The following is a 20,733-nucleotide window of genomic DNA, read 5'->3' on the forward strand; positions in this document are numbered from 1 at the left end:
CTCTTGTTCAAAACACTATTTTCGATCCAGCATACCGCCGAATACTCGGTCAATTAGACGTGGAAAAAGCTGATACAGCTTAATGCCAAACGCCGCCGATTTCGGCAAATTAATTTCCGCCTTCCTGCGCTCAATAAGCCGCACGATGGCTTTGACTACATAGTCGGGCTTCATCATAAAGAAGCTGACATTTTTCACATAATTGCCTGACGGATCTGCCAGTGAGAAAAACGGCGTGTCAATCGGTCCGGGATTTACCGCCGATACGACAATCCCTTTGCCCCGCAGCTCCATCCGCAGCGAATTGGTAAAGCCGAGCACCGCATGCTTCGTTGCCGTGTAGGCCGTTGACTTGGCTGAGCCGATCTTGCCTGCGAGTGAAGCAATATTTACGATATGACCGCTGCCTTGGGCAAGCATATAGGGCAGCACGGCCTTCGTGCAGCGAACGATACCCATATAATTCGTATCCATCATCTGGTCAAATGCCTCGACCGGCATCGTCTCAAAATATTCGAACTGTCCATAACCAGCATTATTAATCAATATATCGAGACGCCCATGCTTTTGTACTACAGCTTGAATGACCTGCTGCACATCTTCCATGCTCGTTACATCCATCTGAAAATAGGAGCTATTGCTGCCGATTTCTGCCGCATGCGCTTTCAGCTTCTCCACATTTCGTCCGGTCAGCACCACAATGGCGCCGCGCCGCGCAAGCTGCTTTGCAGTAAGCGCTCCAATCCCGCTGGAAGCGCCGGAAATAAGCACAACTTTGCCATTTAACATCCGTCATCACCTAAAGCTAATTCTACTTGATCAGGGCGTTATAAGCAAAGAAACCTTTGCAAAACATTGCATAGGCTCACGCCATTTTTTTGATTTTGGACAATAGGCCTCTACCTCAGTACAATAATAGGGAAAGGAAGGTTAAACAAAATGAAATCCTACAAGGAATTAATGGTGCCGGAGGACGCATGGGGAGAAATTCAAAGCCTTGTATCCGAGGCCGCCAATCCCGTTACTATTGTAAGCTGCTCGATCGATGATGGCAGAAAAACGCTGGAGCATCTGCAAGTTACGAATCGCTCCTATTTGGGCGCAATTGCTTTGGAATGCGGACTCCCAAACGATACAAGGCGATCAGGCCTTCTCCATCTTCCCTTACCTATGGACGGCCGAAGGGCAAAATATTGAGCAAGCATCCAAAAAGCCCGTAAGCGTACTCGAGCTTTATAAGCTGCATCAGGAAATGGGCAAATCATTAAACCCCCTATCCCAGCCATAAAAGCTTGTGCCTCCAAGAAGATGAAAAGATAAATTCAGCTCTTATAAATGAAAAACAAAAAAACTCCCGAAGGAGTTTTTCGTCATTCCAATTACGATGCTACCAGCACCTGTATGTCCAGTTCACCAATTCCCTCCATAATAAGCGGAACGGTTAATGCCTTCTGTGTTTTAAAGCCAGCAGCTGCTGCAGATTGAATAACCTTCGGCGGTGTAATATCTACATGGACGCCTTGATTCGATAACATCGTGCTCGCATTGCCGCTAATCATGTTGCCAAGCTCGGAAATTGCGCTTCTGCCCATTTCATCAATTTCAGAAATCGAGAAGCCGCCCATCATAGCCGAAATCATCTTCATCGCTACCGATTCGCTTAGTCCAAAAACGATATCAGCGTTCATTTGTCCGTTCAGGCCGATTTGTATCCAAATGTAATTTTCAACGAATTTAACATCTTTCAAGCCTAATTGCCCTGTCGACGGCTTTATCTGGATGACCTGCTCAATTACACTTTTTGCCGCTTCAAGAAACGGATTAATATACTCAGCCTTCATAACGGGAATACGCTCCTTTTCGACAAAGATCGCGATTTTTTATATACCTCATTATACTTTCATAAATAGGACAAGTATACTATTTTTATCATTTTTGAACCTTAAGACCTATGAATTTATGTTCATTTTCAAATGCATTCCAATCCAATTTGGAGGTTTTTTCGTGCCAAACGTATGGGCCCCTTTTATTTTCGGACATAAAGTACTAGTTGAACAAGGTAAAAAGAGCTATGTAATCGGCTTTGCTTTGCACCATATTCTGGATCGCATTAGCCTATTCGTTATGCGCAGCCCATTTGGCCAGATGGCGGACTCGCAACTCCTTCGGACAAATAACGAATAATACGTTACCCATTGATTCATCCAATCCGGTGAAGCTCTCTCCCGCCATCCTTTGATGAGCTGAATTTATATAGCTTGCGCCTGGGTTGCATGAGCTTTGCGGTAACGGATTCTAAGCAGCCGCAGCCGCTCATACAGCATATCCACCTGTTCATGCTTCATGCCCTCTGCTCCGTATACTTGCTGAAGCACGGGCTTCAAGTATCGGTCTCCCGACTGCTCGAACGTCTCCCAGACAAGCTGCTGCTCCGATTCTGGCATATGCAGCAGCTCGCGTGCAATAAGCGGCTCCACGTCATAGCCTTCAGCCTCAAGCTGCTCGATTCTATCCATTAATTCCCTACGCGACAGCTCTAGACCTGCGCCTAGCTGCTCCAGCGTCTCCTCACTGTTCAAACAGCTGAGAATCCGCTTTTTCTGCAGCTGCTTGTCCATCTCGTTTTTGAATTTCACTTCCTTCTGCTTGTACAGCCACCTCGTAAAATCTGCCTTGTCCAACTGCTGCTCAACCCAGTCAAGCGGAAAACTCGTTTCACGCGCGTGGTTCTCTGTAATCGCTAAAATTTCAGTCCCATATCGTTTTTGCTTGCTCTCTCCCCAGCCGGGAATTTGCAGCAGCTCCTCAGCCGTATGCGGTACAAATGTGCTGAACATCCATAACATCCGGTTCGTTGCAATAAGGTAAGCCGACCGCTTCTCTCCTCCTGCTTTAGCCCTGCGCCAATCTCTTAATTGCTCAAACAAGGCTTGATCCGCATTCAGCTCGCCATAACACTGCACCATAGCCTGCAAGCTTCCCATTCCCGTATTGCGCCGGCCTTCCAGCATGGATTCAATGACTGGCGTATAGCCCTCTCCCATTCGTACTGCCACCCCATGGCGAAAGGCGAGCAGCATGTCCTCCCAGGAGATGCCTTCAAACCAGACATCAGGTGCAGCTGCCGTATACTCGCCATCGGCCCATAGCACCGACCAAATGCCCTCATGTTCACAAATTGACAATTGCGCAGTTTGTACGCCCTCCTCCATCGAGGATTTTTCAAATGTGTTCAAAAAGAAAATTTGCATCTTCTCATCTCTCCCAGTTTGCTTCAATTTCAAATAAAAGGACATAAAAAAAGCACCTCCCTATAGCTCAACCAGAGCAATAGAGAGGTGCTTCCTCACGTTCAAATATTCGATTAGCAGTATAGTATCATATGATTTTCAATCTGACAAGCTTTTATATACAGCGGCAACCATTTGTTTTGCATGATGCCCTGTGAACAGGGAACAATGAAAGCACGGGTGTTGCAATTGCAAGAAGGACTAGGAAAGGATGATCCACATGGACGGCTTTACCAAAGAAGACCGCAAACGCTTCACCGATGTCTCTACCGTAGAATCACAGCGAAATGATCTTGTGCCGGAGGAATTCCCTGAAGGGCCTTACGCAGCGGAGCGGCCAGGCCTTCCGCTTGGCAAAAGCTCGCCATGGCGCCAAGACCAGCGTCCTAACAACCGGTTCAGCTATGAAAACCGCTCGCTGCATGCCGATTTGAAACGTGAATATCCAGGAGCGGATGATGCATTTGTGCTCTCCTCCGAGACAGAAGAAGAGGAGCAGAGCTAGATACGGCCAATGGCTCAAGCCTGTTCAACAAGTTCTACGTACAACCGGCGAGCAATCAGCAACGGAAGAAAGCGTTCAGCGAGACATCGTCTCACTGAACGCTTACCTGTCTATTGCCGCTTCAATGCAGGCCATTATCTTTTTCACACTATGCTGCCATAGTTGTGCTGTCAAGCATTCCATTAAAGAGCTTGGAAGCAGCCGTTACCATTTCGGCAACGAGCTGAATACAAGCGCATTGCTGAGCTCGCGTCCGGCTGGCGTAATTTGCTTGCCGTTCGCATACAGGCCGGAAGATGCTCCCCCGTCCAAGTTCATCGCCTGCTTAGCCCCTAAGCTGACCATAATTTGTCCCCATTGCTTCATCGTCGCAGCCGGAACCGTAACTAGCAAAATCGAACCGTCATTCATAATCGCAATGCCGCTGCGAGCACCAGAGTCGGTCAAAATTTTCGGGCTCACGAAACCTTCATTCGCCGGATCAACGGCAAGCTTGCCATCCTTCACTAGACGGGGGCCCGCACCAATTGCGGTATGCACCTCGCTCCAGTCAATCGCTTTGCCGGAAACATCGTTATAGCTGACGGTGTAGTCAACGTAGCTGCCTTTTTGGAAACGGCTCGCCAAATGCTCCTCCTCACCTGTAAAGAAGAGGACATATCCGTCCTTCGGAATTTCGACATTCGTATTTTTGCTGACCTTCGTTACGACACCTTTGCTCACCGTGACGGCAGAGCCAGTCGTCATGCCGATTTTGCTTCCGCGCTTCGGCGTATACATGATGGCTGCCGTTCTTCCTGGAGTAGGCGTCCGATTAACGAAATACACATACCAGCTTTGCGAGGATTTCCCGGCGCTGCTTACTTTGCCGCTCATCTTCACCTGCAGCGTGTCCATTAGCGCCGACCCGTCCCATTGAAAACCGATGCTCGTTCCTGTATTGCCAATATGCTCGACAACGCCATCGCTAATGATGTTGCCATAAGGCTCAGGAATGCCGCCATAGGATTCAAAATACGTGCCATTAATCGCGGCCGCTGCATTGTACAATGAAGCAATTCCAGATAACCCCTGCGTCAACCCGACCGTTCTGCTAGGCAAGCCTGCTGTTACGGGCATTCCTTTCGGAATCGCTACGGTTTGAACGTTGAAGGAACGTCCCCCTGCGGACACGCGCTTCGAAGCAGCCACCGCCTTGTAAGAAGTTGATGCTCCGCGGATCGTTACCGGAAGCTCAAGCTTACCTTTATAGGAAGCAGAAGTCACATGAACGCGGATTTTAGTTTTCCCTGCCGCGACAGGGATAATAACGCCATCGCTGTTCACGCGCGCTACCGCACCATTGCCTGATTCATACCTCAGCGCCACCGGCTCTGACAGCTTTAGCTTCGCGAGCAGCGGAAGCCTTTCATTCAGCGCAACCGTTACGGCGGATGCCGGGTATGTGATTGTAACATTTTTCACTGTCGATTGTGCTTCAGCAGCATAAGCCGCACCGCCCAAGGTATAGGCCGTCTCGCCGCCCGCCGAGCTTAGCAGAAGCATTGCCGCCCCGCCGACCAAGGCTGTGCGCTGCATGTTTTTTTTCCATGATGACTGGTTTAATGATTTCATTGCTGTTTCTAGTCCTCCCTATTCAACTCCAAAATTAGGCTCTTATACCTATATCGGCAGAACTAGGGAACAAGTGAACCATTTGGGCCAACTTTGTCTATTCCCTCATCATTTCGATTGGACTCGGTGTATGTTTCGATATTCTCCCGGGGGAATATCTTGAACCTTTTTGAACGCTCTGTAAAATGAAATGACGTTCTGATAACCAATTTGCTCCGCAATGGATTGAATCGGTTCATCCGTCTCTGATAATAATCGCTTTGCATATTCAAGCCTGACTCTCAGAACGTAATCAATGAATTTCTCGCCTAGCTCTTCCTTAAAAAGCTGGCTTAATGAACTGGGCTGAAGTTTAAGATAGGCGCTGACCCCCGAAAGAGAAAGAACGGGATCAGCGAAATGCGTGTCAATATAGCTTTTGGCTTGGAAAGCGATGCTATGATGACGTCTAGCTTGACGATCTTGAGCTGCAATAGCTTCGAATGCCGACATTGTGCTCATAAACTCTTCCTCAAGCTCTTCCAATGTTTCCGACTGGTTACAAAGCTCGGTGAACTTATACAGGAATTCATTCTTCCATATCTGTTGAATTCCCGGATACAATACGTTGATTTCTTTCTCCATTTGCATCACAAAGCTTTGAACGAATGCAGACATCTCCTGTTTGTCAAATCTCATTTCTCTTAGATGCTTGAACAGCTTTATCAGTTTTTCCTTCCAATCGCATTCATTCTTTCGGAATGAATGTACAATACTCTCTATAGCTTGCAAATAGGCGTAATAGTCGATACTACCTTTTCCTGAGCTTAGACGATTATCGATCACCGTATTCGTCCCAATAACTGGCTTTAAAGAAACATTCTCCTTAGCATTTCGATACGATTCCGCGATTGTCTCAATGCTATCTGAATCAGCTCCAACCCCTATCGTTACCGTCAAGTCCAGATTGTGCCCAATCCAGGCTTGAAATTCACTCGCAAGCTCTGCTGTAGATTTCAAAACCGATGCTTCTGACTTGCATTGATGGACTACAAACGCGATACGATTCGGCTCCATCCAAGCATGCCAAACAAAAAGCTTACACTGCTGTCCTAAATCGTGAAAAGCGTTTTCTATAATAAATTTGAGTAATTGCTGATCACTTGGTTTATACTTTTCCGTGAAACATGTATAGTAATCCATTTCAACGATGATGACTCCGAGGCGATCGAATAGATACGGCATGTTAAAAACAGTCATTTGGGTCTCGAACTGCTTGTCAGTCAAGGTTCGATGCCCTGCCAGCAAATCATAGAATAGACGTTGCTGGTGAAGCAGACGATCTTCCTTATACAAGCTTTCATAGTCTGAGGACTTTTTAAGCAGCTGATCCAATGCCATTTCAATGAACGTAAATTCATTATTCACATGAGCTACGCCGACCTCGTCACTTTTTCTAATAGAGCTTTGTCCCATCTTATTGAGGATGGCTTGAATCGGTTTATAGAATATATGTGTTACTAGAGTAAATCCAACCAGGGCCAATACGATAATAATGACTACTATTAACATCCATCTGCCGGAAAAAACAGATAGCGCTGCATAACTTTTATCAGCTGCACTACTCGAATAGTACTCCCAGCCTGTATATTCGGAATAAACAATATTCGTGGATTCAGCTATCTCCTTCTTCGAATTTACAAGCTCAAGATTTCTATTATCTATTAATCCAAATGAATTGAAATCGCTTTTAATAGTGCTGTTTATATAATCCAAGATTGAGTTAACCTTCACGTTAACAACGACCGCGCCCTGCTTCTTATTCCCATGATAATAATGCTTCATGAGCGAAACAACCTTCTGCGAGCTCCCGTCGAAGCCCCATTCCTCTGCTAATCGCGGGGCCGTCCATTTCTCAGTGGTGGAATGCGCATAATTGGCCTGAATGAAGGGGCTATCTCCGAATGATTGCAGGGAGTATATACCTGAATCGGAAATGATTCGTTGCTCAGCTTCATTATAGATATATATCGAATTTGGTAATGGAAAGGATGCTTTCAATTCGGTTAATTTTTTCTGAATCTCAAAATCATCAAAGGCTGTCTTTGGATGATCTGAGTAAAATTTCTGCAGCCATTTATCCGATAAGAGCTCACTGACCATATTCCGTTCGATCAGCTTTAAGCTAGCGTCCGTATTATATACCATCCGTTCCAGAAGGGCTTGATTAGTCTCAATATTTTTATTGTCCGAATCATGATGTAATACCATAAAGAAAATAAATAGGAGGGAAGAAATGACAACAGAGAAAATAGAGGTATAGGATAGTAGCATACGGTAATACCAATTCATCTTCTTCACAGAAAACACTCCCATTCTGCGGACAGTCTAACATATCGTCCAATCTACTCATTAATTATATATAATATGGAAAATAAAGAAAAGATGAGCACCTATAGTTTGTACTTTGTAAAGTATAGTTCCAACAAAAAACGCCCCATAGACATGGGGCGTAGCAAGACTCAATAATGTGGTTCTATCCAATTCGTCTTCATCATGGCAGCTACTCGATCCCGATTTGGCGAAACACCATAATAACGTTTGTAAATGGAGCCAAATTGGGAACTGGATACATAACCTATCGAATGGGCAATTTCTTTCATCTTCATAGTCGTGCTTCGAACAAACACACTAGCCTTTCTCATACGAATCTGCTGCAAATGCTGCATCGGGGATACCTGATACACTCTTGTATATACACTGCTCAAATAGACTGGATGACAGCCTACTAATTTCGAAAGGTCATGTAGCGTAAGCGGCTTCTCATAATGCAGCAGCATATAGCGATAAACAAAGCTTATACGCTTGTCGATCTGTTCATATGACCTGTGGACTGATTCCATTCCACATCCTTTTCTAGTCGGATTCGACTGGATGAATAAACGAAGATATTGCTCTAAGGCATGGATATCCTGTTCAGTCTGAACAGGCTTTTTCAATAGCTGCTGTGCCATTTCCCGATCAGCGGGTTTGGTGAGTGAAATCGTCCACTCCGCTTTCTCGTCTGAGGGATCACCTTCTATATTGTAAATGATCCCTTTATAGCTAATCATAAAATCATGCTGCGGCGCGATGCACAGTGGCCCGGTGGCAAGCAAAATCTCCTCGCCACCCAAAGAAATGGCTCGCTGCTCCTGCATAAGCTCCATCGGATTAAGCGCCAGCAGCAGCATGATTTGATCCCCTTGGATCAGCTGCAATGGCCGTTGCGACTCCCTGTTTATCGTAATCGACTGTTGAGATATTAAGGAATAAAATTGAATCTTCAACATAACCTTGTTCCCCCGTCTCTCCGCCAAATCACGATTATTCAGGCAGCTTCAAGATTTGTGTAACAATCGCTTCTAAAGAAGCAGAGGCCTCATTAACGACAATTAAGTCAGGTTGCGATGGTTCTTCAAAATCCATATCCATACCAACAACCTCCTGTACCTGTCCGTTCAAAGCTCCAGTGTACAGCTCCTTCTGATTACGAGCCATTAGTGTATCTTTGGATACGCGCAAGTAGATTTCATAATAATGTGAAATATTCGCCTTGTTCCAGGCCCGGCAGGAATGAAACATTGAGATTGTCGCGCATACCACATCCAATCCTTGTAAAGCCAGCATCCTGCACATCCTTGCATTACGCATGGCGCTTGCATGTCGGTCAGCGATAGAGTAGCCAAGATCATGACCGAAAGCCTCTCTTACCATATCGCCGTCAAGAAACACAACCGCATCGCTTTGTGCCTTCAACCGGGTATATACTTGTTTACCTATTGTGGTTTTCCCTGAGCCCGCAAGTCCCGTAATCCAATAAACGCGGCCCGATTCGTTCAAATTGTTCCCTCCTCGGCTCTATTCAAGCAATCTAGCAGCTGCATGAGAAGCTCGCTTTCTTTCATGCAAGCATCCAAATAAGGCCGTATAGTCAACGCATAGGCTTGCGCATTAGGCCGATCCGGCTTGACATAATATTGAACGACCTTGGTTCGGATTAACGTCCAATTGTTGTACAGATCAGTGAAGCCCTTGTGCAATTCTTCATAAACATTGCTTTCGAATATACCTTGCTTTTTCAAATAGTCAATAAGCATTAGATTGCGTTCCTGATAAAATAACGAGTATGTCAGTCGGTGAGTCATATTGGAGTTGAGAGCATTGGCAGAGAGAATAATTTCACTAAATTGATCGCGAAGGTGCTCCAATACACCTAGACCTCTCTTTATTGTCAGTTCCTCGGAAACTATAGATTCGCCGTAAAGCTGTTTTTCAATATTCGCTTGGATGATCCTGTAAGGCAGCTGCGGCTCCAGTTGCTCCTTAATAACGCGCAGCCCTAATCCAAACAACTGATCTGCGGGAATCGAGTCGTAGGAAAGCTGAAAATCCTGGTAGCTTATTTCATGCTTAACGATATTCCCTGGTGGAACGCAGTCTTCCACCATATAGAAAGTGGATAGCTCGTCGCTATACCCATAGACCAAAACGGGATGAATCAAATCCGTTTTACGGCATTCAAGGCAGAAGGGAAAATGGAAACGATTCAATCGTAGAATACAATACATACCCTGATTCAAATAACCTTTGACGAGCTCGATAGCATCGGTATCTCTGTAGAGTGGCAATTCAACCTTCTGAAAATATTCATCGTATAGCACGTCTGGCAAATTCCTTGTAACATACGGGACCAATGCGCCATTCTCTTGTTTTTCCTTGTAAGCTGCGTCAGTTATTAATTCACGATTGGGGATCTCTATTTCATATCGAGATGTAATAAGAGGGACCAGGCATTCGAATGCCGAATCCCTCGTCATTAAAATGGCGATCACATTATTCCAGTAACAATCAATTCGGTTCGTGTTATAGGGTACAAAATCCAGTTTGAACACCGTCATTCTCTCCTTCCTTTTTATAGCCTGTCTCCATACTCGTTCTCATAGAGCAGCAGGTCTGATTCGTGATCAACTTCTAACCATAGTCCGCGATAAGGAATTGCCTTAATGGTAATCCCCTGTTCGATTAATCCGGCTAGCAAAGCCGTCAAATCCATGTGCTCCACTAGTCTTTGATCCTGTATGGAGAGAAATTGCTGAATGTTCCGCCACCCCTTTGGTGAAATACGGAGCAGCCCCATGAATTGCCCTTCCACCTCCTGAAGAGTTGCTGGCTTACCGCCGATTTCAATCACTCGGCTGTCGCTCCCCAGTCTGAACGTTTCGGCATCGCTTAACGGATTAGGGAATCGGGCTTCCCACAAGGGAAGCCAGTTGATATTGTAAGGAATGACAATATCGTCATCTTCATCTGCGCCCAACATAAGCTCAATAACATCAGACTTATAGACGATATCGGTATAGCTAACGATGCAAGGCTCGCGCTCCAGCCAATCGGAAGCACAGCGCAGACTGGTAAGCATATTCGTTCGTTCCCACTCACCATTCTCGAAGTATGTTGCTCCAGCCACCTGTATCCTATCTCCCATATAACCTCGAACGATCGCGATATCGCGGATGGAAGCCTCGCGGAATGCTTCAAGCTGTCGATCAATTAACCGTTTGCCTAGCAGCATGGTGCGGCATTTCGGCTCATGCAGGGTATGGGAGCCTAATCTGCTTCCACGTCCTGCCGCCAATAGAATAGCTTTCATCTCATGCAACCCGCTTCCTATATCGCTTGGACTGTCCAAGCTCTTGTCTTGTAAGGCACCTCAATTTCATCAATATGGCTTAGGCATAGGCTAATCTCGTCCATAATCTTCTCGAACAGAATCTGCCCCGCTTGCACTTGAATATCATTTACTGAACGCCAAGCGTTTAAATAACGTTCTTTTGTCATAACAACGGTATGCGGAGCCTCCATAAATATTAAGCGATCGAACTGCCCCGTAGATAGCAGCACCTCCTCGACGCCGCTCATGTGGCTTTGAGAGCCAGATGAAACACGCTTTAAATCAGGAACATAGTGTCTTATTATACTTTCAATCTGCTGCTGCAGTTCATTTCGCTCAACATCCCGCGGATTCCATAAAGCTGTAAAATGTCCCCCTTCTTTCAAGATACGATGAAACTCGCTTAACGCTTGCTTTTGATCAGTCCAATGAAAGGAAGAGGCCATAAACACCCAGTTTACCGAATCATTCGCTAGGCCCGTTTCCTCCGCAAAACCTTTTTGCCAAGCAAATTGCTTATTGCAAGTATCCAGACGAATACCTTCTTCCCGCATCGCATCGTTTGGCTCGACCGCTATACCCCTCATCCCGAGCTTGGCCAGTATTTCGGTTAACTTCCCCGTTCCCGCACCTACGTCTGCTGCCACAAAACCCTCGCTAGCTGCCCCCGTATGCGACATCAGCGCATGGAGAATATCTTCCGAATAACCTGGTCGGTTGACATATTGTTTGGCCAGCAAAGTAAAATCACCGTGCATCATTGTATTCATTTTCATTCTCTCCTCCAAATAATTGTTTTATCATGCTCATATCGTTTGGCTCGAACGGCATTTCCCGTTCTGGATGCCACATAATTCCTTTGATGCTGGCATGCTTGTGCATTACCGCCTCAATGGTCCCGTCGGCAGCCCTTGCGGTTACAACGAGCTCCTCCACAGACCTTCGGGCTCCGTAGCGGTGATAGCTGTTTTTACTCAAGCTGCCTTCGTTCGTGTGCACAGCATGATGCACCGCCACGTGGCCTTCAATTCTCTCCAGTTCAATGCCCCAGAAATCCTGAAGCATTTGCATGCCTCTACATACTCCCAGCAAAGGTATGCCGCTGTCACATGCATATTGAATGAGAAATCGCTCTGCCTCATCCCTCTCCGGTGACCTCCCGCCATACTTTAGAAGATCGTTGCCTCCCGTCATAATCATGCCTCTGATCGGCAGACTGCGCAGCATTTCCTGAACGGTTGGCAAATGATTAGGCAGTAGAATCGGCATATAGCCGCAGGTGGCTAACAGATTGATCCAGCTTTGGTCAATAGCGTCTCTTCGCTCACCACGGCTCGCTACCTCTTCGACACGCATCGTAATGCCAATCATAATCATTGGATGATCCTCATGTTTTTTCCCGCGCAATCGATGGCAAGCACCTTGGCATTGCCGTAGTGGTTATACAAGTTTTCTCCTACTCCAATTACCGCGGGAATCGACAGCTCGCCAGCACGAATAGCCATATGTGAATTGACGCCTCCGTACATCGTTACCAGGCCAGCGATTCCTTTGGAAAAAATCCAGTCATAACCGGGATCGGCACTCGGAAGGAATAAAATGCTTCCCCGCAAGCTTTCATGATCCTCATTTGAGAATGCAATCTTGCTGGTGACCTGATTCATGGTAATAAAATTCGGCTCAAGCTCCGGTTGACTGAAAAACCATACATTGGAGGGCTCGGTGATCAATGGCGGCAGCTCCAGCTGCAAGGTTGCCTCATATCTTTGTCTGCCAGCCTTAACACTATCCAGCAGCAAGCTCTGTATATCGCAATCTGACTCGTAAGCCCGTTTGATCACCTCGATATTGGCAAAGGAAGCCTCCTCCTTCGAAATACCGTATTCCTCCGCCAATTGGCCGAATAGCCTAATCGCCTCACTCAAGCTTTTTGTAAATACAAACTTGGAATATTCCCTACCCTCAATCGCGGTCTTAAAAAAGTCGAATAATCCAAGCACATTGCCATCTAACAGGCCATGCTCAATCAGCAAAGCTTGAATCCGTTTATATTGAGCAAGCGAAAGGGTGAAGGATGGCTTCTCTATCACACGGTTAGGCTCGCGCGAAGAAGAAAATTCAAAATACTGATCCGGTGCCTCGTCATAACGAAGCGAACAAATCTCATAGGTACCAGGTCGTAAATGTCCATATTTCGCTAGAAATTCCTCCATGTCTAGCTGAGCGTAATCCATACTGATTTGTGTACTGACTGTCTCCAGGCTGCTCATATAACGATGGTAGTCGCTTTCCGAAAGAATACCAATGGAGACGAGGGAGCGAAGCATTTGTACGGCTACGAATCCCCCCCTTGCCAGCCCAGCAAAGGGCAGCGTACCATAACGCTTGCAATCCTCCAGCAGCCAATAAATTTTTGATACCTTGTCGATTGAGCTGTCCAGCAATTCTGAACGCCTTGCTTCCAGCTGGTTGATTTTACTCAGATCATTTTGTAACAAGCCATTTTCCGTACATACGATATGATTCGTGAGATCCTTCAGACAAAGACTAAGCTGCTTCAACTCCGGCTTTGTGAATCCATGCTCATAGAGAATCTCCAGCCTGGTATCCAGATCGAAGGTAAAACAAGAGAATATGATCTCAAACTCAACCTTGTCATGATTCTGAGGGTTATCGATCAAGCTTTGCATATAATAATTCAGAAGCTTCTCGCTTAATTCGGCATCCAGCTCCTTGGGCAAAAAGGAGTTGAAGCTGACTCTTACATCGATATATGGAAATCCTCCCAGATCGATGAGCAGAGGAAAGCTCCTGACATTCTTATAACCGTATTGACTTCGCTGATAGGCCCATATGCTGTCAGTCACTAATTCTTTGTACAGCGATAGCGCGAGCGGACGGGGCCGAATGCCGATGATTTCGGCCGGATTCCAGTCCGGCATGACACCATAGACCGTTTTGTGTCCATAAAGGTAAGGCTGCCTCGCTTGACCTTGTCCTACTTTGTCATAAATCCGTTTTAGTGTCGCGGATTGATGGTCAAGGCTTGCTAAATCGCAGTTTAATAACAAGGGCCGAACCTGAAAAAGATAAAGCTGGCCCGCCTTGTCTACTGCAAACTCAATATCCAGCCTGGGTGTTTCGAATATGTGCTCCAGTTCATCCATCAAGTCAACAATTTGATTCAGTGGCCTCCCTGCAGGCAGTGGCGAGCCCTTGAAATAATGATAGGTTTTGAGATGATTGGTTGTGCCCGAGGTGACAGCATCGGTTGCACCGCTCACATCATCGTAGTTGATGACGATATAATTCCCGCCATTATTTGGATTAACTCCAAAAGCAACGCCACTGATTGCGACATAAGGAAGCATCGGTTGTATGAATACATGATGGACCGGATCCTCGTCTTGATAGGATGCAAGCACCCTGTTAACGGCCTGTATGGCTTCGCTCTCTCCAAACACGTCAAGCACGGAATCATAGCGCCCTGCATAGGAAGCGGCAGGACCATCCTCCCAAGCCGCGCTGCTTCGTACAATGAGTGGCGCTCCCGACCATGAGAGCTGCTTAAGGCTGTCTAAAATTTCCGATTGGCGATAACGCCACTCATATGCGGTAAATTGAAGCTGGGGTAGAACGATTGCACACTTGACTAGTCTCTCAAGCCTCTCCAACGTTTCTGATTTTGTACCGAATTGGATCAACCCACTCTCACCCAGCTCCCTTATCGCACTGCATGGTCAACTTGACGCTCAGACAATAATTGGACTTGATATTCCAATCTGTCGGTGTCGCCAAGCTCATGCTCTTCTGCGAGTAATTTCATGCATAGACGATGGACCATCGTACGAATAATGGCGGGGTTCTCTACGAACTCCCCATATTGCTTCTCAAACTTAAACGGGAATGCCAAAAGCTCCATCAGATTATCGTAGTTGTAATAGTCGTGTCCCGGATATCCCCATGCCCGATATTTGATTCGAAGCATGCTCTCCAGCCTGAATTTGTCGAAAGAAGACAATAACTCATCATAAGATTTTGAGATGGTACGTGTATTAAATCCGGATACAACCTCAGATGTTAATGAATTCCACCATTTCATGCCGCCAAACGTGCTGTGAAGCAAGCTTTCATCCCAATCGATGCCCAGATGCTTGCATATCAGCTCAAGAGTAACCTCCGGCTTTACATGCAAATCCTCTAGTTTTACCAAATACGTCCGGTCTGTCCAGCGCGCTGATACAGGGACACCATGGAACAGAGCTTGCAGTTGAAAGCATAAGTTATAGATACTCGCTTTGCCTGCATGCAATTGGTAGTTCAATGCGGAGGCAAATGCAATAACGGGATTTCGAATCATATGAAATAATTTAGCGTAGGGAAAAAGCTCAATGAATTGTTCGGTCTCCGCCACACTCGTTCCGAAGTGAATGCCTCCTTCAATAATGACCGGAAGCTCCGAGGCGAAGTCACAGGTTTTTCCCATCGCGCAGGATGCCGCAAGCTGTACGGCTTGATAGAAAAATGTCATGTCCATCAGATCAGCCGTCTCCGTAATTTCCAGGAATGCCGACTTAAATCGGGCTCGGTCAATTGTGAAAATCTGATCTCTGCCTTCACCTAAGGCGCACATCCCGTTCAGCCTCTGTTCTTCGATAATGCAGCCTTCGTTGAACTCGCCAGGGAACGTTTTGAATATCGCATCAACGATTTCCTGATTGTCCATGCGCCCTTCACGCGGTTTGATCGTTGATTGCCACAGCCTGAAAATTTCCACACCGTTCAACATGGTTAAAATAATATTCGGATGACCGTCCAGCAAACTTTTCATCAAATGCGTGCCGCTTCTGCCGTAGCAATAAATACTTACCACTTTATTTAAAGAAGCCGCATAATCTCTCTTCGTGAATGCAACGCTCTCCATAAGAATGTGAATACGCGCAAGCTCTTTCTCAATCTCGGGCATATATTCACTAGAGACTGAAACACGTTTCGCTCTCCTATAGAGGTCATTGGCTTCGAGCAGCCGACCTTGCTTTTCGTATACAGCTCCGAGCTCAAGCAGCAGTGACACCTTTTGAGGCACCTGGTACAGCTGCTTCTGCAACCGTTCCTCCTCACGATTCAGTGAATGGGGATTCATCCGAATCAACTTGCCCGTCGATGTTCTTGGAAGCTTGCTTGTCCAATAAAACCTTCGAGGCACTTTATAATCGGCCATGTGTTCTCGGCACCATTCCAGCAAGCTGGACTCCAGCAAAGATTCTTGCCGCTCGACATGAGCTTCAATAATCTTGTTGTCCTCTGACAAACAGACAAGCGCCTCACGGATATTGGGGTGGTTCTTCAGCTTAAGCTCGATCTCCTGGAGATTCACCTTAAGTCCGCCGATAATCTTGATACTGTCTGAACGCCCGGCTAAATATAAAATCTGCTCCTCGTTAATGGAACCTGTATCCGATGTGTTGAACCATCCCTCGCTCCATCTTTCGTTTACGGTGCGAGGCAGATAAGGAGATTCCAGCAATTCCGCCAGCACCTCATCGTTCTCAATCCGCAAGCTTACTCCAGGCAACGGGCGGCCGACACTCTCCGGATATTTCCCGTCCCAGTCCATGGTCAGAACGCCGGTCTCGCTTGTCCCGTATTGCTGACCGATCCTGACTCCATATCTGTCGTAAAAAGCTTGATAAACCTCTAGAGAAAGAGCCTCCCCAGCAGAAATGGCATGCTTAAGCTCAGGGAGAAGCCCCGGTCCCGGCGCTTGTCCTAATAATTGATAATGGAACGGAACGCCATACATCACCGTAATCCTTTCCTCCCGGAGTGTCTGAAGGATGGAGAGGCTCTGGTGATTTCGCGGAAAATATAAGCAAGCTCCTGTGAATAACGTGAGCAATAGTCCATTAAGCAAACCAAATGTGTGCGTAAACGGAGACAAGGCAAGAACACGATCATCGCGTGATAACAAAGGTACAGCTGTCAATTTGTGCAGATCGCCAAGGATCGCTTCTGCCGTTCTACCGATTGCTTTCGGCTTGCCCGTAGAGCCCGATGTGAACATTTGAAGCACGTTTTCAGGCTCGCAGCCTTTGCTTTGCTGGAGCTTCACGATTTCGAAGGAAACTTTTTCGGCAAAGCTTGCTAATGGATGGCTCTGATCGGTTGAGCAAATATAGTAGTGCGGACGATATTCCTGCAGCAGCGCATCGGTTTCCGTCGGTTTCAAACGGCTGTCCAGCAGCATCGCCTGAGCCCCTTGTTTCCATACGGCAAATAACAAATAAACAAAAGTCAGGGAGCTTTTGACTTGCAGTGCAATGAGATCCCCTTCCTTGACGCCTGCTTCCGCTAGCTGCTGCCTTTGACTTTCGATTTCCTCGAAAAGCTGCCCATACGTTACGGAAGAAGAGAATTTCATCGCCAATCGAGAGGGCTCTGCTGAGTTTGAAATCAACGCCTGATAGAATGCTTGCTTATCGATTGAGTTTAATCGCATGGCAGCCTCCTCCGAATTCATAATCGTAGATAATAACCGGGGCGGCTACTTCCCTTTTTTTTAATCGATCGACTGCAATGACCAAATCCGCTAACCCTTGATTGCCGGCAAACGGTAATGCAGGCAGCTCGGTGCTCAAGGGCTCAGTCAAGCTTTCGACTGCTTCAATATAAATAGGAAGCTCGTCGCCAGAATCTGAGAAATCATCTCCCTTGGCGCATTCCAGTAAGAGTGAGATGGCATGATCGCATGATCGCAAGGTCGCCTCTGAATCAACAAGCTGCGCAAGCAGTTCGTCGGAACGGCTGCTTTGCAGCTCCACACCAATGACTAGTACCTGCTCAACATCTGGTTGATCCATATAGATTTCAGCTAGATCGAGCAAGGAGACAAGTCCATTCCCGAAGTGGGACACCGCTGATATCATACCGGTAAAGCCAAATTGTTTAGAAGCGTAGCCAAGAATGGAATTAGGAACGGATTGATAAAATAATAAAGGGTTATGGACTTTGCCTTGAAGCAAATTCTGGCTCGCCCGATCTGCAGTAGCCGTATCGCCAAATGCACTGCCAAGCAAGATAGCCAGCTTCTGATGAGAGCGAATCGTCCCCGACTCCACTTGGTTTTTCAAAATCTGATACACCATGGGATTGAAGGCGGATTCGATAAAACCGGGGACGGGTTCTATCGCAATCGACCGGGCCTGTTCTTCCTCTGCTTTAAGCATTTCCGCATAATCGGCCAGTCCTTCGATGGAATGCCCCCATGGACCGATGCAGGCAGTCGCTGTCACCTTCAGCATAAATTACCCCCTCTCAACCGATTTTTGCAAAACAATAGCCGTATTGTTGCCTCCGAAGGATGCATTTAAATTGATAACCTTGTTCAGCTGCTTCTTCCTTGGGTAATTCGGTACATAGTCCAAGTCGCAATGGGGATCCTTCTCCTCATAACCCATCGTGGGCGGAATCGTATTATGCTTCATAGCCATGATGGAGAGAGCCGTCTCAACCGCTCCCGTACCTTCCAGAATATGTCCCGTCACCGTCTTCGTCGATGAGATCGGTGTATCATAAGCCCTCGTGCCAAACGCCCGCTTAATTGCCGCCGTTTCTGCACGGTCATTAAGAGGAGTGCCTGTCCCATGGGCATGAATATAATCTATCTCTTCCTTCTGAATAGAAGCAGCAGCCAATGCCCGCTCAATGGCGAGCGCCATACCGGCTCCATCCGGATGAGGCTGGCACACATGGAAGGCGTCGCAGGACAGCCCCCAGCCAAGCATTTCGGCAAGAATCGTCGCGCCGCGCTTCTCGGCATGCTCCAGGCTTTCGAGCAGGAGCATAGCGCCTCCGTCTCCCAGCAGCATTCCTGATCGATTGGCCGAAAATGCCCTTACTCGGCCGTCAGCCGCAAAGGTGCGGCCCGAATTGAACTTCGCAAACATCTCCTCGGTCACCAGGGAATATCCGCCGCAAAGCGCAGTATCCGATTGCCCCCTCCGGATAAGCTCGTAAGCGACGCCAATCGCGTTGCTGGAAGCAATACAGGCGTTGTTTAAACTTATTTTTTTGCCATTGCCCTTAAGCCGATAAAGGTCAGCCAATACCTTCAAATGGTAGGATGGGAGAAATTCCGATAGCGGTATAGCTGAATGTTGCCCCGAGGATTTCAACCTCCAGTACTGTTGAAGCGCATTGTAATCGCCTTGCAGGCCGAGTACGATAGACGAATCCGATAAATCTTGTAGGCCGGAGGAAGCAACGGCCTCCTCGGCCAAGCGTTCCCCCAGTCCGAGCAAGGTTCCCTTGAAATCGGACTCCGCTGCGAAAGCAGTCCGGAAAGGCGTGCTGTCAAAGCGTGTAACCGGCCTGAAACGATGCTCTCCCGCAAGCACGCTTCTCTTAACGGCCTCTTCTCCGAAGCCGCTTGGAATCATTAATCCGATCCCTGTTATCACTACCCGATTGAACATCGCGTACTCCTTTCTCACATCGTGTTCGTATGCCTTTTGATCATTACTCCCTTCTCCTGGATAAGCCGGTAAATGGCATGGATGGAGTCGAAGCGCTCGTAGTCCCCGTCTTCTAGCTGCAAATGGATATGATTGCGATGCTCCAGCATGTCGAGAAACCATATGAGGCACAATGAATCCATCATAATAAGCGAATCATCGTTTAGCTCATCCGGCCTTGAGACAAACAGCTGATTTTCCAGCAGCAGCCTTTTGATGCCCTCCTTACTTATTAACGGGCTCTCGTTCATACCGCATTGGCTCGCTCATGCAAAGTGCCGATCAGTTGCCCTACTGTGTACCCGCTAATTTCAATGAGCTCGCTATCGGCTATAGTCAACCCGAGCTGCGCCTCTATTCTTGCAGCAAGCTCGATAATTTGAATAGAATCAAGCGCGAGCCCCTCATCCCCAAGCGGCATCGTCTCATCAACCTCGTCTGGATTCATCTGTATATTCATCTGTCTAGTGATCATATTCATGACTTCATCGAACATTTGTTGTCTGTTCATCCTATCGTGGTCCCCTTCCTCATCCATAAATGGCTGGGTCGATTTGGTGTTCATTCGGATTATATCCGGATTAAAATATTCGATGAGATGCACCCCACTATCCTGAAAGGGAGGAAAAGTCATCTTATATTCCTTGAATGGAACCCGGCGATGCTCTTGAAATTGAAGGCGATATGGTTTATCAAATAAATCCACGGCCTCGGCTGTGAGCCTCCAGCCGTTCTGAATCATAGTTCTAATATCCCGAGTATGGCTTGCTCTCAGCACATGGCCGATTCCCTCCCTCTCACTGATAATTCGCTCCAGCAGCACAGGGGGAACATAGGCCGGATCAATTAAAACGATATTCTGCGATACATATCGTCGCTCACTCTCCGTAATCAGGAACGACTCGCGCAATATCTTCCCTCCGGACACATGAGATTGTCTCGCAACAATGGGCAACAGCCGATCCATCGTTATAATCTCGAGCATATCCGTCGTACGGCTGTTTGAGGTCACGAGCATTTGCAAGATGATCCATTCCAATCGACTCAGATCTTCCAAATTGTATTCACCTCCTTTCTATTGATCGTTAATAGCTGAAATCGCATAATGTATCCACATTT

General features: G+C 46.9%; 21 protein-coding genes. 4 read left to right on the plus strand and 17 right to left on the minus strand.

Annotated elements, in window-relative coordinates; genetic code table 11:
• Positions 1-15: 15 nt before the first annotated feature.
• Positions 16-789 (minus strand): SDR family NAD(P)-dependent oxidoreductase, encoded by a 774-nt coding sequence (locus ABEW34_RS10790; protein ID WP_430158095.1) that lies wholly within the window; start codon positions 787-789, stop codon positions 16-18.
• A 150-nt stretch (positions 790-939) separates the two neighbouring features.
• Between ABEW34_RS10790 and ABEW34_RS10795 the strand changes: the two genes are divergently transcribed.
• Both ABEW34_RS10795 and ABEW34_RS10800 read left to right on the plus strand, forming a co-directional pair.
• Positions 940-1,197 carry a DUF2625 family protein gene (locus tag ABEW34_RS10795; RefSeq protein ID WP_430158097.1) on the plus strand — a complete coding sequence of 86 codons (258 nt, stop codon included), beginning with the start codon at positions 940-942 and terminating at the stop codon, positions 1,195-1,197.
• On the plus strand, positions 1,157-1,288 hold the full coding sequence (locus ABEW34_RS10800; protein WP_430158577.1) for a hypothetical protein: 132 nt from the start codon (positions 1,157-1,159) through the stop codon (positions 1,286-1,288). Before ABEW34_RS10795 ends, ABEW34_RS10800 begins: the two co-directional genes overlap by 41 nt.
• A gap of 91 nt (positions 1,289-1,379) precedes the next feature.
• On the opposite strand, the gene ABEW34_RS10805 is transcribed toward ABEW34_RS10800, so the two are convergent.
• Positions 1,380-1,841 (minus strand): chemotaxis protein CheX, encoded by a 462-nt coding sequence (locus ABEW34_RS10805; protein WP_430158099.1) that lies wholly within the window; start codon positions 1,839-1,841, stop codon positions 1,380-1,382.
• 163 nt (positions 1,842-2,004) lie between these two features.
• Between ABEW34_RS10805 and ABEW34_RS10810 the strand changes: the two genes are divergently transcribed.
• Positions 2,005-2,184, plus strand: a complete 180-nt coding sequence (locus ABEW34_RS10810) for a hypothetical protein (RefSeq protein WP_430158102.1) — start codon at positions 2,005-2,007, stop codon at positions 2,182-2,184.
• A gap of 65 nt (positions 2,185-2,249) precedes the next feature.
• Here ABEW34_RS10810 and ABEW34_RS10815 read toward each other — a convergent pair whose 3' ends face one another.
• Positions 2,250-3,251: an HRDC domain-containing protein gene (locus ABEW34_RS10815; protein WP_430158103.1), complete on the minus strand. Its 1,002-nt coding sequence runs from the start codon at positions 3,249-3,251 to the stop codon at positions 2,250-2,252.
• 259 nt (positions 3,252-3,510) lie between these two features.
• On the opposite strand from ABEW34_RS10815, the gene ABEW34_RS10820 reads away from it, so the two are divergent.
• The gene (locus tag ABEW34_RS10820) at positions 3,511-3,795 is read left to right on the plus strand and encodes a hypothetical protein (RefSeq protein ID WP_430158104.1); all 285 of its coding nucleotides are present in this window, start codon (positions 3,511-3,513) and stop codon (positions 3,793-3,795) included.
• 204 nt (positions 3,796-3,999) lie between these two features.
• On the opposite strand, the gene ABEW34_RS10825 is transcribed toward ABEW34_RS10820, so the two are convergent.
• From ABEW34_RS10825 to ABEW34_RS10890, 14 genes are all read right to left on the minus strand, one after another.
• A complete protein-coding gene (locus ABEW34_RS10825) occupies positions 4,000-5,409 on the minus strand; it encodes a phosphodiester glycosidase family protein (RefSeq protein WP_430158105.1) in 1,410 nt (469 codons plus the stop codon).
• Between the two features lie 108 nt (positions 5,410-5,517).
• Positions 5,518-7,740, minus strand: a complete 2,223-nt coding sequence (locus ABEW34_RS10830; RefSeq protein WP_430158580.1) for a helix-turn-helix domain-containing protein — start codon at positions 7,738-7,740, stop codon at positions 5,518-5,520.
• 170 nt (positions 7,741-7,910) lie between these two features.
• Entirely contained in the window at positions 7,911-8,720 is an 810-nt protein-coding gene (locus ABEW34_RS10835; RefSeq protein WP_430158108.1) for a helix-turn-helix transcriptional regulator, read from the minus strand.
• Between the two features lie 34 nt (positions 8,721-8,754).
• Positions 8,755-9,270: an adenylyl-sulfate kinase gene (locus tag ABEW34_RS10840; RefSeq protein WP_430158109.1), complete on the minus strand. Its 516-nt coding sequence runs from the start codon at positions 9,268-9,270 to the stop codon at positions 8,755-8,757.
• On the minus strand, positions 9,267-10,322 hold the full coding sequence (locus ABEW34_RS10845) for a hypothetical protein (protein ID WP_430158111.1): 1,056 nt from the start codon (positions 10,320-10,322) through the stop codon (positions 9,267-9,269). Before ABEW34_RS10845 ends, ABEW34_RS10840 begins: the two co-directional genes overlap by 4 nt.
• 20 nt (positions 10,323-10,342) lie before the next feature.
• Positions 10,343-11,080 carry an NTP transferase domain-containing protein gene (locus ABEW34_RS10850; protein ID WP_430158113.1) on the minus strand — a complete coding sequence of 246 codons (738 nt, stop codon included), beginning with the start codon at positions 11,078-11,080 and terminating at the stop codon, positions 10,343-10,345.
• A gap of 17 nt (positions 11,081-11,097) precedes the next feature.
• Positions 11,098-11,871 carry a class I SAM-dependent methyltransferase gene (locus tag ABEW34_RS10855; protein WP_430158114.1) on the minus strand — a complete coding sequence of 258 codons (774 nt, stop codon included), beginning with the start codon at positions 11,869-11,871 and terminating at the stop codon, positions 11,098-11,100.
• Positions 11,849-12,508 (minus strand): gamma-glutamyl-gamma-aminobutyrate hydrolase family protein, encoded by a 660-nt coding sequence (locus ABEW34_RS10860; protein WP_430158116.1) that lies wholly within the window; start codon positions 12,506-12,508, stop codon positions 11,849-11,851. Before ABEW34_RS10860 ends, ABEW34_RS10855 begins: the two co-directional genes overlap by 23 nt.
• The gene (locus tag ABEW34_RS10865) at positions 12,475-14,805 is read right to left on the minus strand and encodes a PEP/pyruvate-binding domain-containing protein (RefSeq protein ID WP_430158118.1); all 2,331 of its coding nucleotides are present in this window, start codon (positions 14,803-14,805) and stop codon (positions 12,475-12,477) included. The genes ABEW34_RS10860 and ABEW34_RS10865 overlap by 34 nt, the downstream gene beginning before the upstream one ends.
• A gap of 20 nt (positions 14,806-14,825) precedes the next feature.
• On the minus strand, positions 14,826-17,600 hold the full coding sequence (locus tag ABEW34_RS10870; RefSeq protein WP_430158119.1) for an AMP-binding protein: 2,775 nt from the start codon (positions 17,598-17,600) through the stop codon (positions 14,826-14,828).
• Positions 17,578-18,402 carry a hypothetical protein gene (locus ABEW34_RS10875; protein WP_430158121.1) on the minus strand — a complete coding sequence of 275 codons (825 nt, stop codon included), beginning with the start codon at positions 18,400-18,402 and terminating at the stop codon, positions 17,578-17,580. Before ABEW34_RS10875 ends, ABEW34_RS10870 begins: the two co-directional genes overlap by 23 nt.
• A gap of 3 nt (positions 18,403-18,405) precedes the next feature.
• Positions 18,406-19,575 carry a beta-ketoacyl-[acyl-carrier-protein] synthase family protein gene (locus tag ABEW34_RS10880; RefSeq protein ID WP_430158123.1) on the minus strand — a complete coding sequence of 390 codons (1,170 nt, stop codon included), beginning with the start codon at positions 19,573-19,575 and terminating at the stop codon, positions 18,406-18,408.
• A gap of 14 nt (positions 19,576-19,589) precedes the next feature.
• Positions 19,590-19,865, minus strand: a complete 276-nt coding sequence (locus ABEW34_RS10885) for a hypothetical protein (protein WP_430158125.1) — start codon at positions 19,863-19,865, stop codon at positions 19,590-19,592.
• Complete coding sequence (locus ABEW34_RS10890; protein WP_430158128.1) at positions 19,862-20,671, minus strand: acyl carrier protein; 810 nt, start codon at positions 20,669-20,671, stop codon at positions 19,862-19,864. Before ABEW34_RS10890 ends, ABEW34_RS10885 begins: the two co-directional genes overlap by 4 nt.
• Between the last annotated feature and the right edge of the window lie 62 nt (positions 20,672-20,733).

The sequence above is a fragment of the Paenibacillus algorifonticola genome (assembly GCF_050481745.1).
GTDB classification, from domain to species: domain Bacteria; phylum Bacillota; class Bacilli; order Paenibacillales; family Paenibacillaceae; genus Pristimantibacillus; species Pristimantibacillus algorifonticola_A.

Excerpts from the sequence above, each read along its gene's own strand:
- ABEW34_RS10790 (WP_430158095.1), bottom strand. The coding sequence starts at position 789 with ATGTTAAATGGCAAAGTTGTGCTTATTTCCGGCGCTTCCAGCGGGATT.
- ABEW34_RS10795 (WP_430158097.1), top strand. The coding sequence starts at position 940 with ATGAAATCCTACAAGGAATTAATGGTGCCGGAGGACGCATGGGGAGAA.
- ABEW34_RS10805 (WP_430158099.1), bottom strand. The coding sequence starts at position 1,841 with ATGAAGGCTGAGTATATTAATCCGTTTCTTGAAGCGGCAAAAAGTGTA.
- ABEW34_RS10815 (WP_430158103.1), bottom strand. The coding sequence starts at position 3,251 with ATGCAAATTTTCTTTTTGAACACATTTGAAAAATCCTCGATGGAGGAG.
- ABEW34_RS10820 (WP_430158104.1), top strand. The coding sequence starts at position 3,511 with ATGGACGGCTTTACCAAAGAAGACCGCAAACGCTTCACCGATGTCTCT.
- ABEW34_RS10825 (WP_430158105.1), bottom strand. The coding sequence starts at position 5,409 with ATGAAATCATTAAACCAGTCATCATGGAAAAAAAACATGCAGCGCACA.
- ABEW34_RS10830 (WP_430158580.1), bottom strand. The coding sequence starts at position 7,740 with ATGAATTGGTATTACCGTATGCTACTATCCTATACCTCTATTTTCTCT.
- ABEW34_RS10835 (WP_430158108.1), bottom strand. The coding sequence starts at position 8,720 with ATGTTGAAGATTCAATTTTATTCCTTAATATCTCAACAGTCGATTACG.
- ABEW34_RS10850 (WP_430158113.1), bottom strand. The coding sequence starts at position 11,080 with ATGAAAGCTATTCTATTGGCGGCAGGACGTGGAAGCAGATTAGGCTCC.
- ABEW34_RS10855 (WP_430158114.1), bottom strand. The coding sequence starts at position 11,871 with ATGAATACAATGATGCACGGTGATTTTACTTTGCTGGCCAAACAATAT.
- ABEW34_RS10870 (WP_430158119.1), bottom strand. The coding sequence starts at position 17,600 with ATGCGATTAAACTCAATCGATAAGCAAGCATTCTATCAGGCGTTGATT.
- ABEW34_RS10875 (WP_430158121.1), bottom strand. The coding sequence starts at position 18,402 with ATGCTGAAGGTGACAGCGACTGCCTGCATCGGTCCATGGGGGCATTCC.
- ABEW34_RS10880 (WP_430158123.1), bottom strand. The coding sequence starts at position 19,575 with ATGTTCAATCGGGTAGTGATAACAGGGATCGGATTAATGATTCCAAGC.
- ABEW34_RS10885 (WP_430158125.1), bottom strand. The coding sequence starts at position 19,865 with ATGAACGAGAGCCCGTTAATAAGTAAGGAGGGCATCAAAAGGCTGCTG.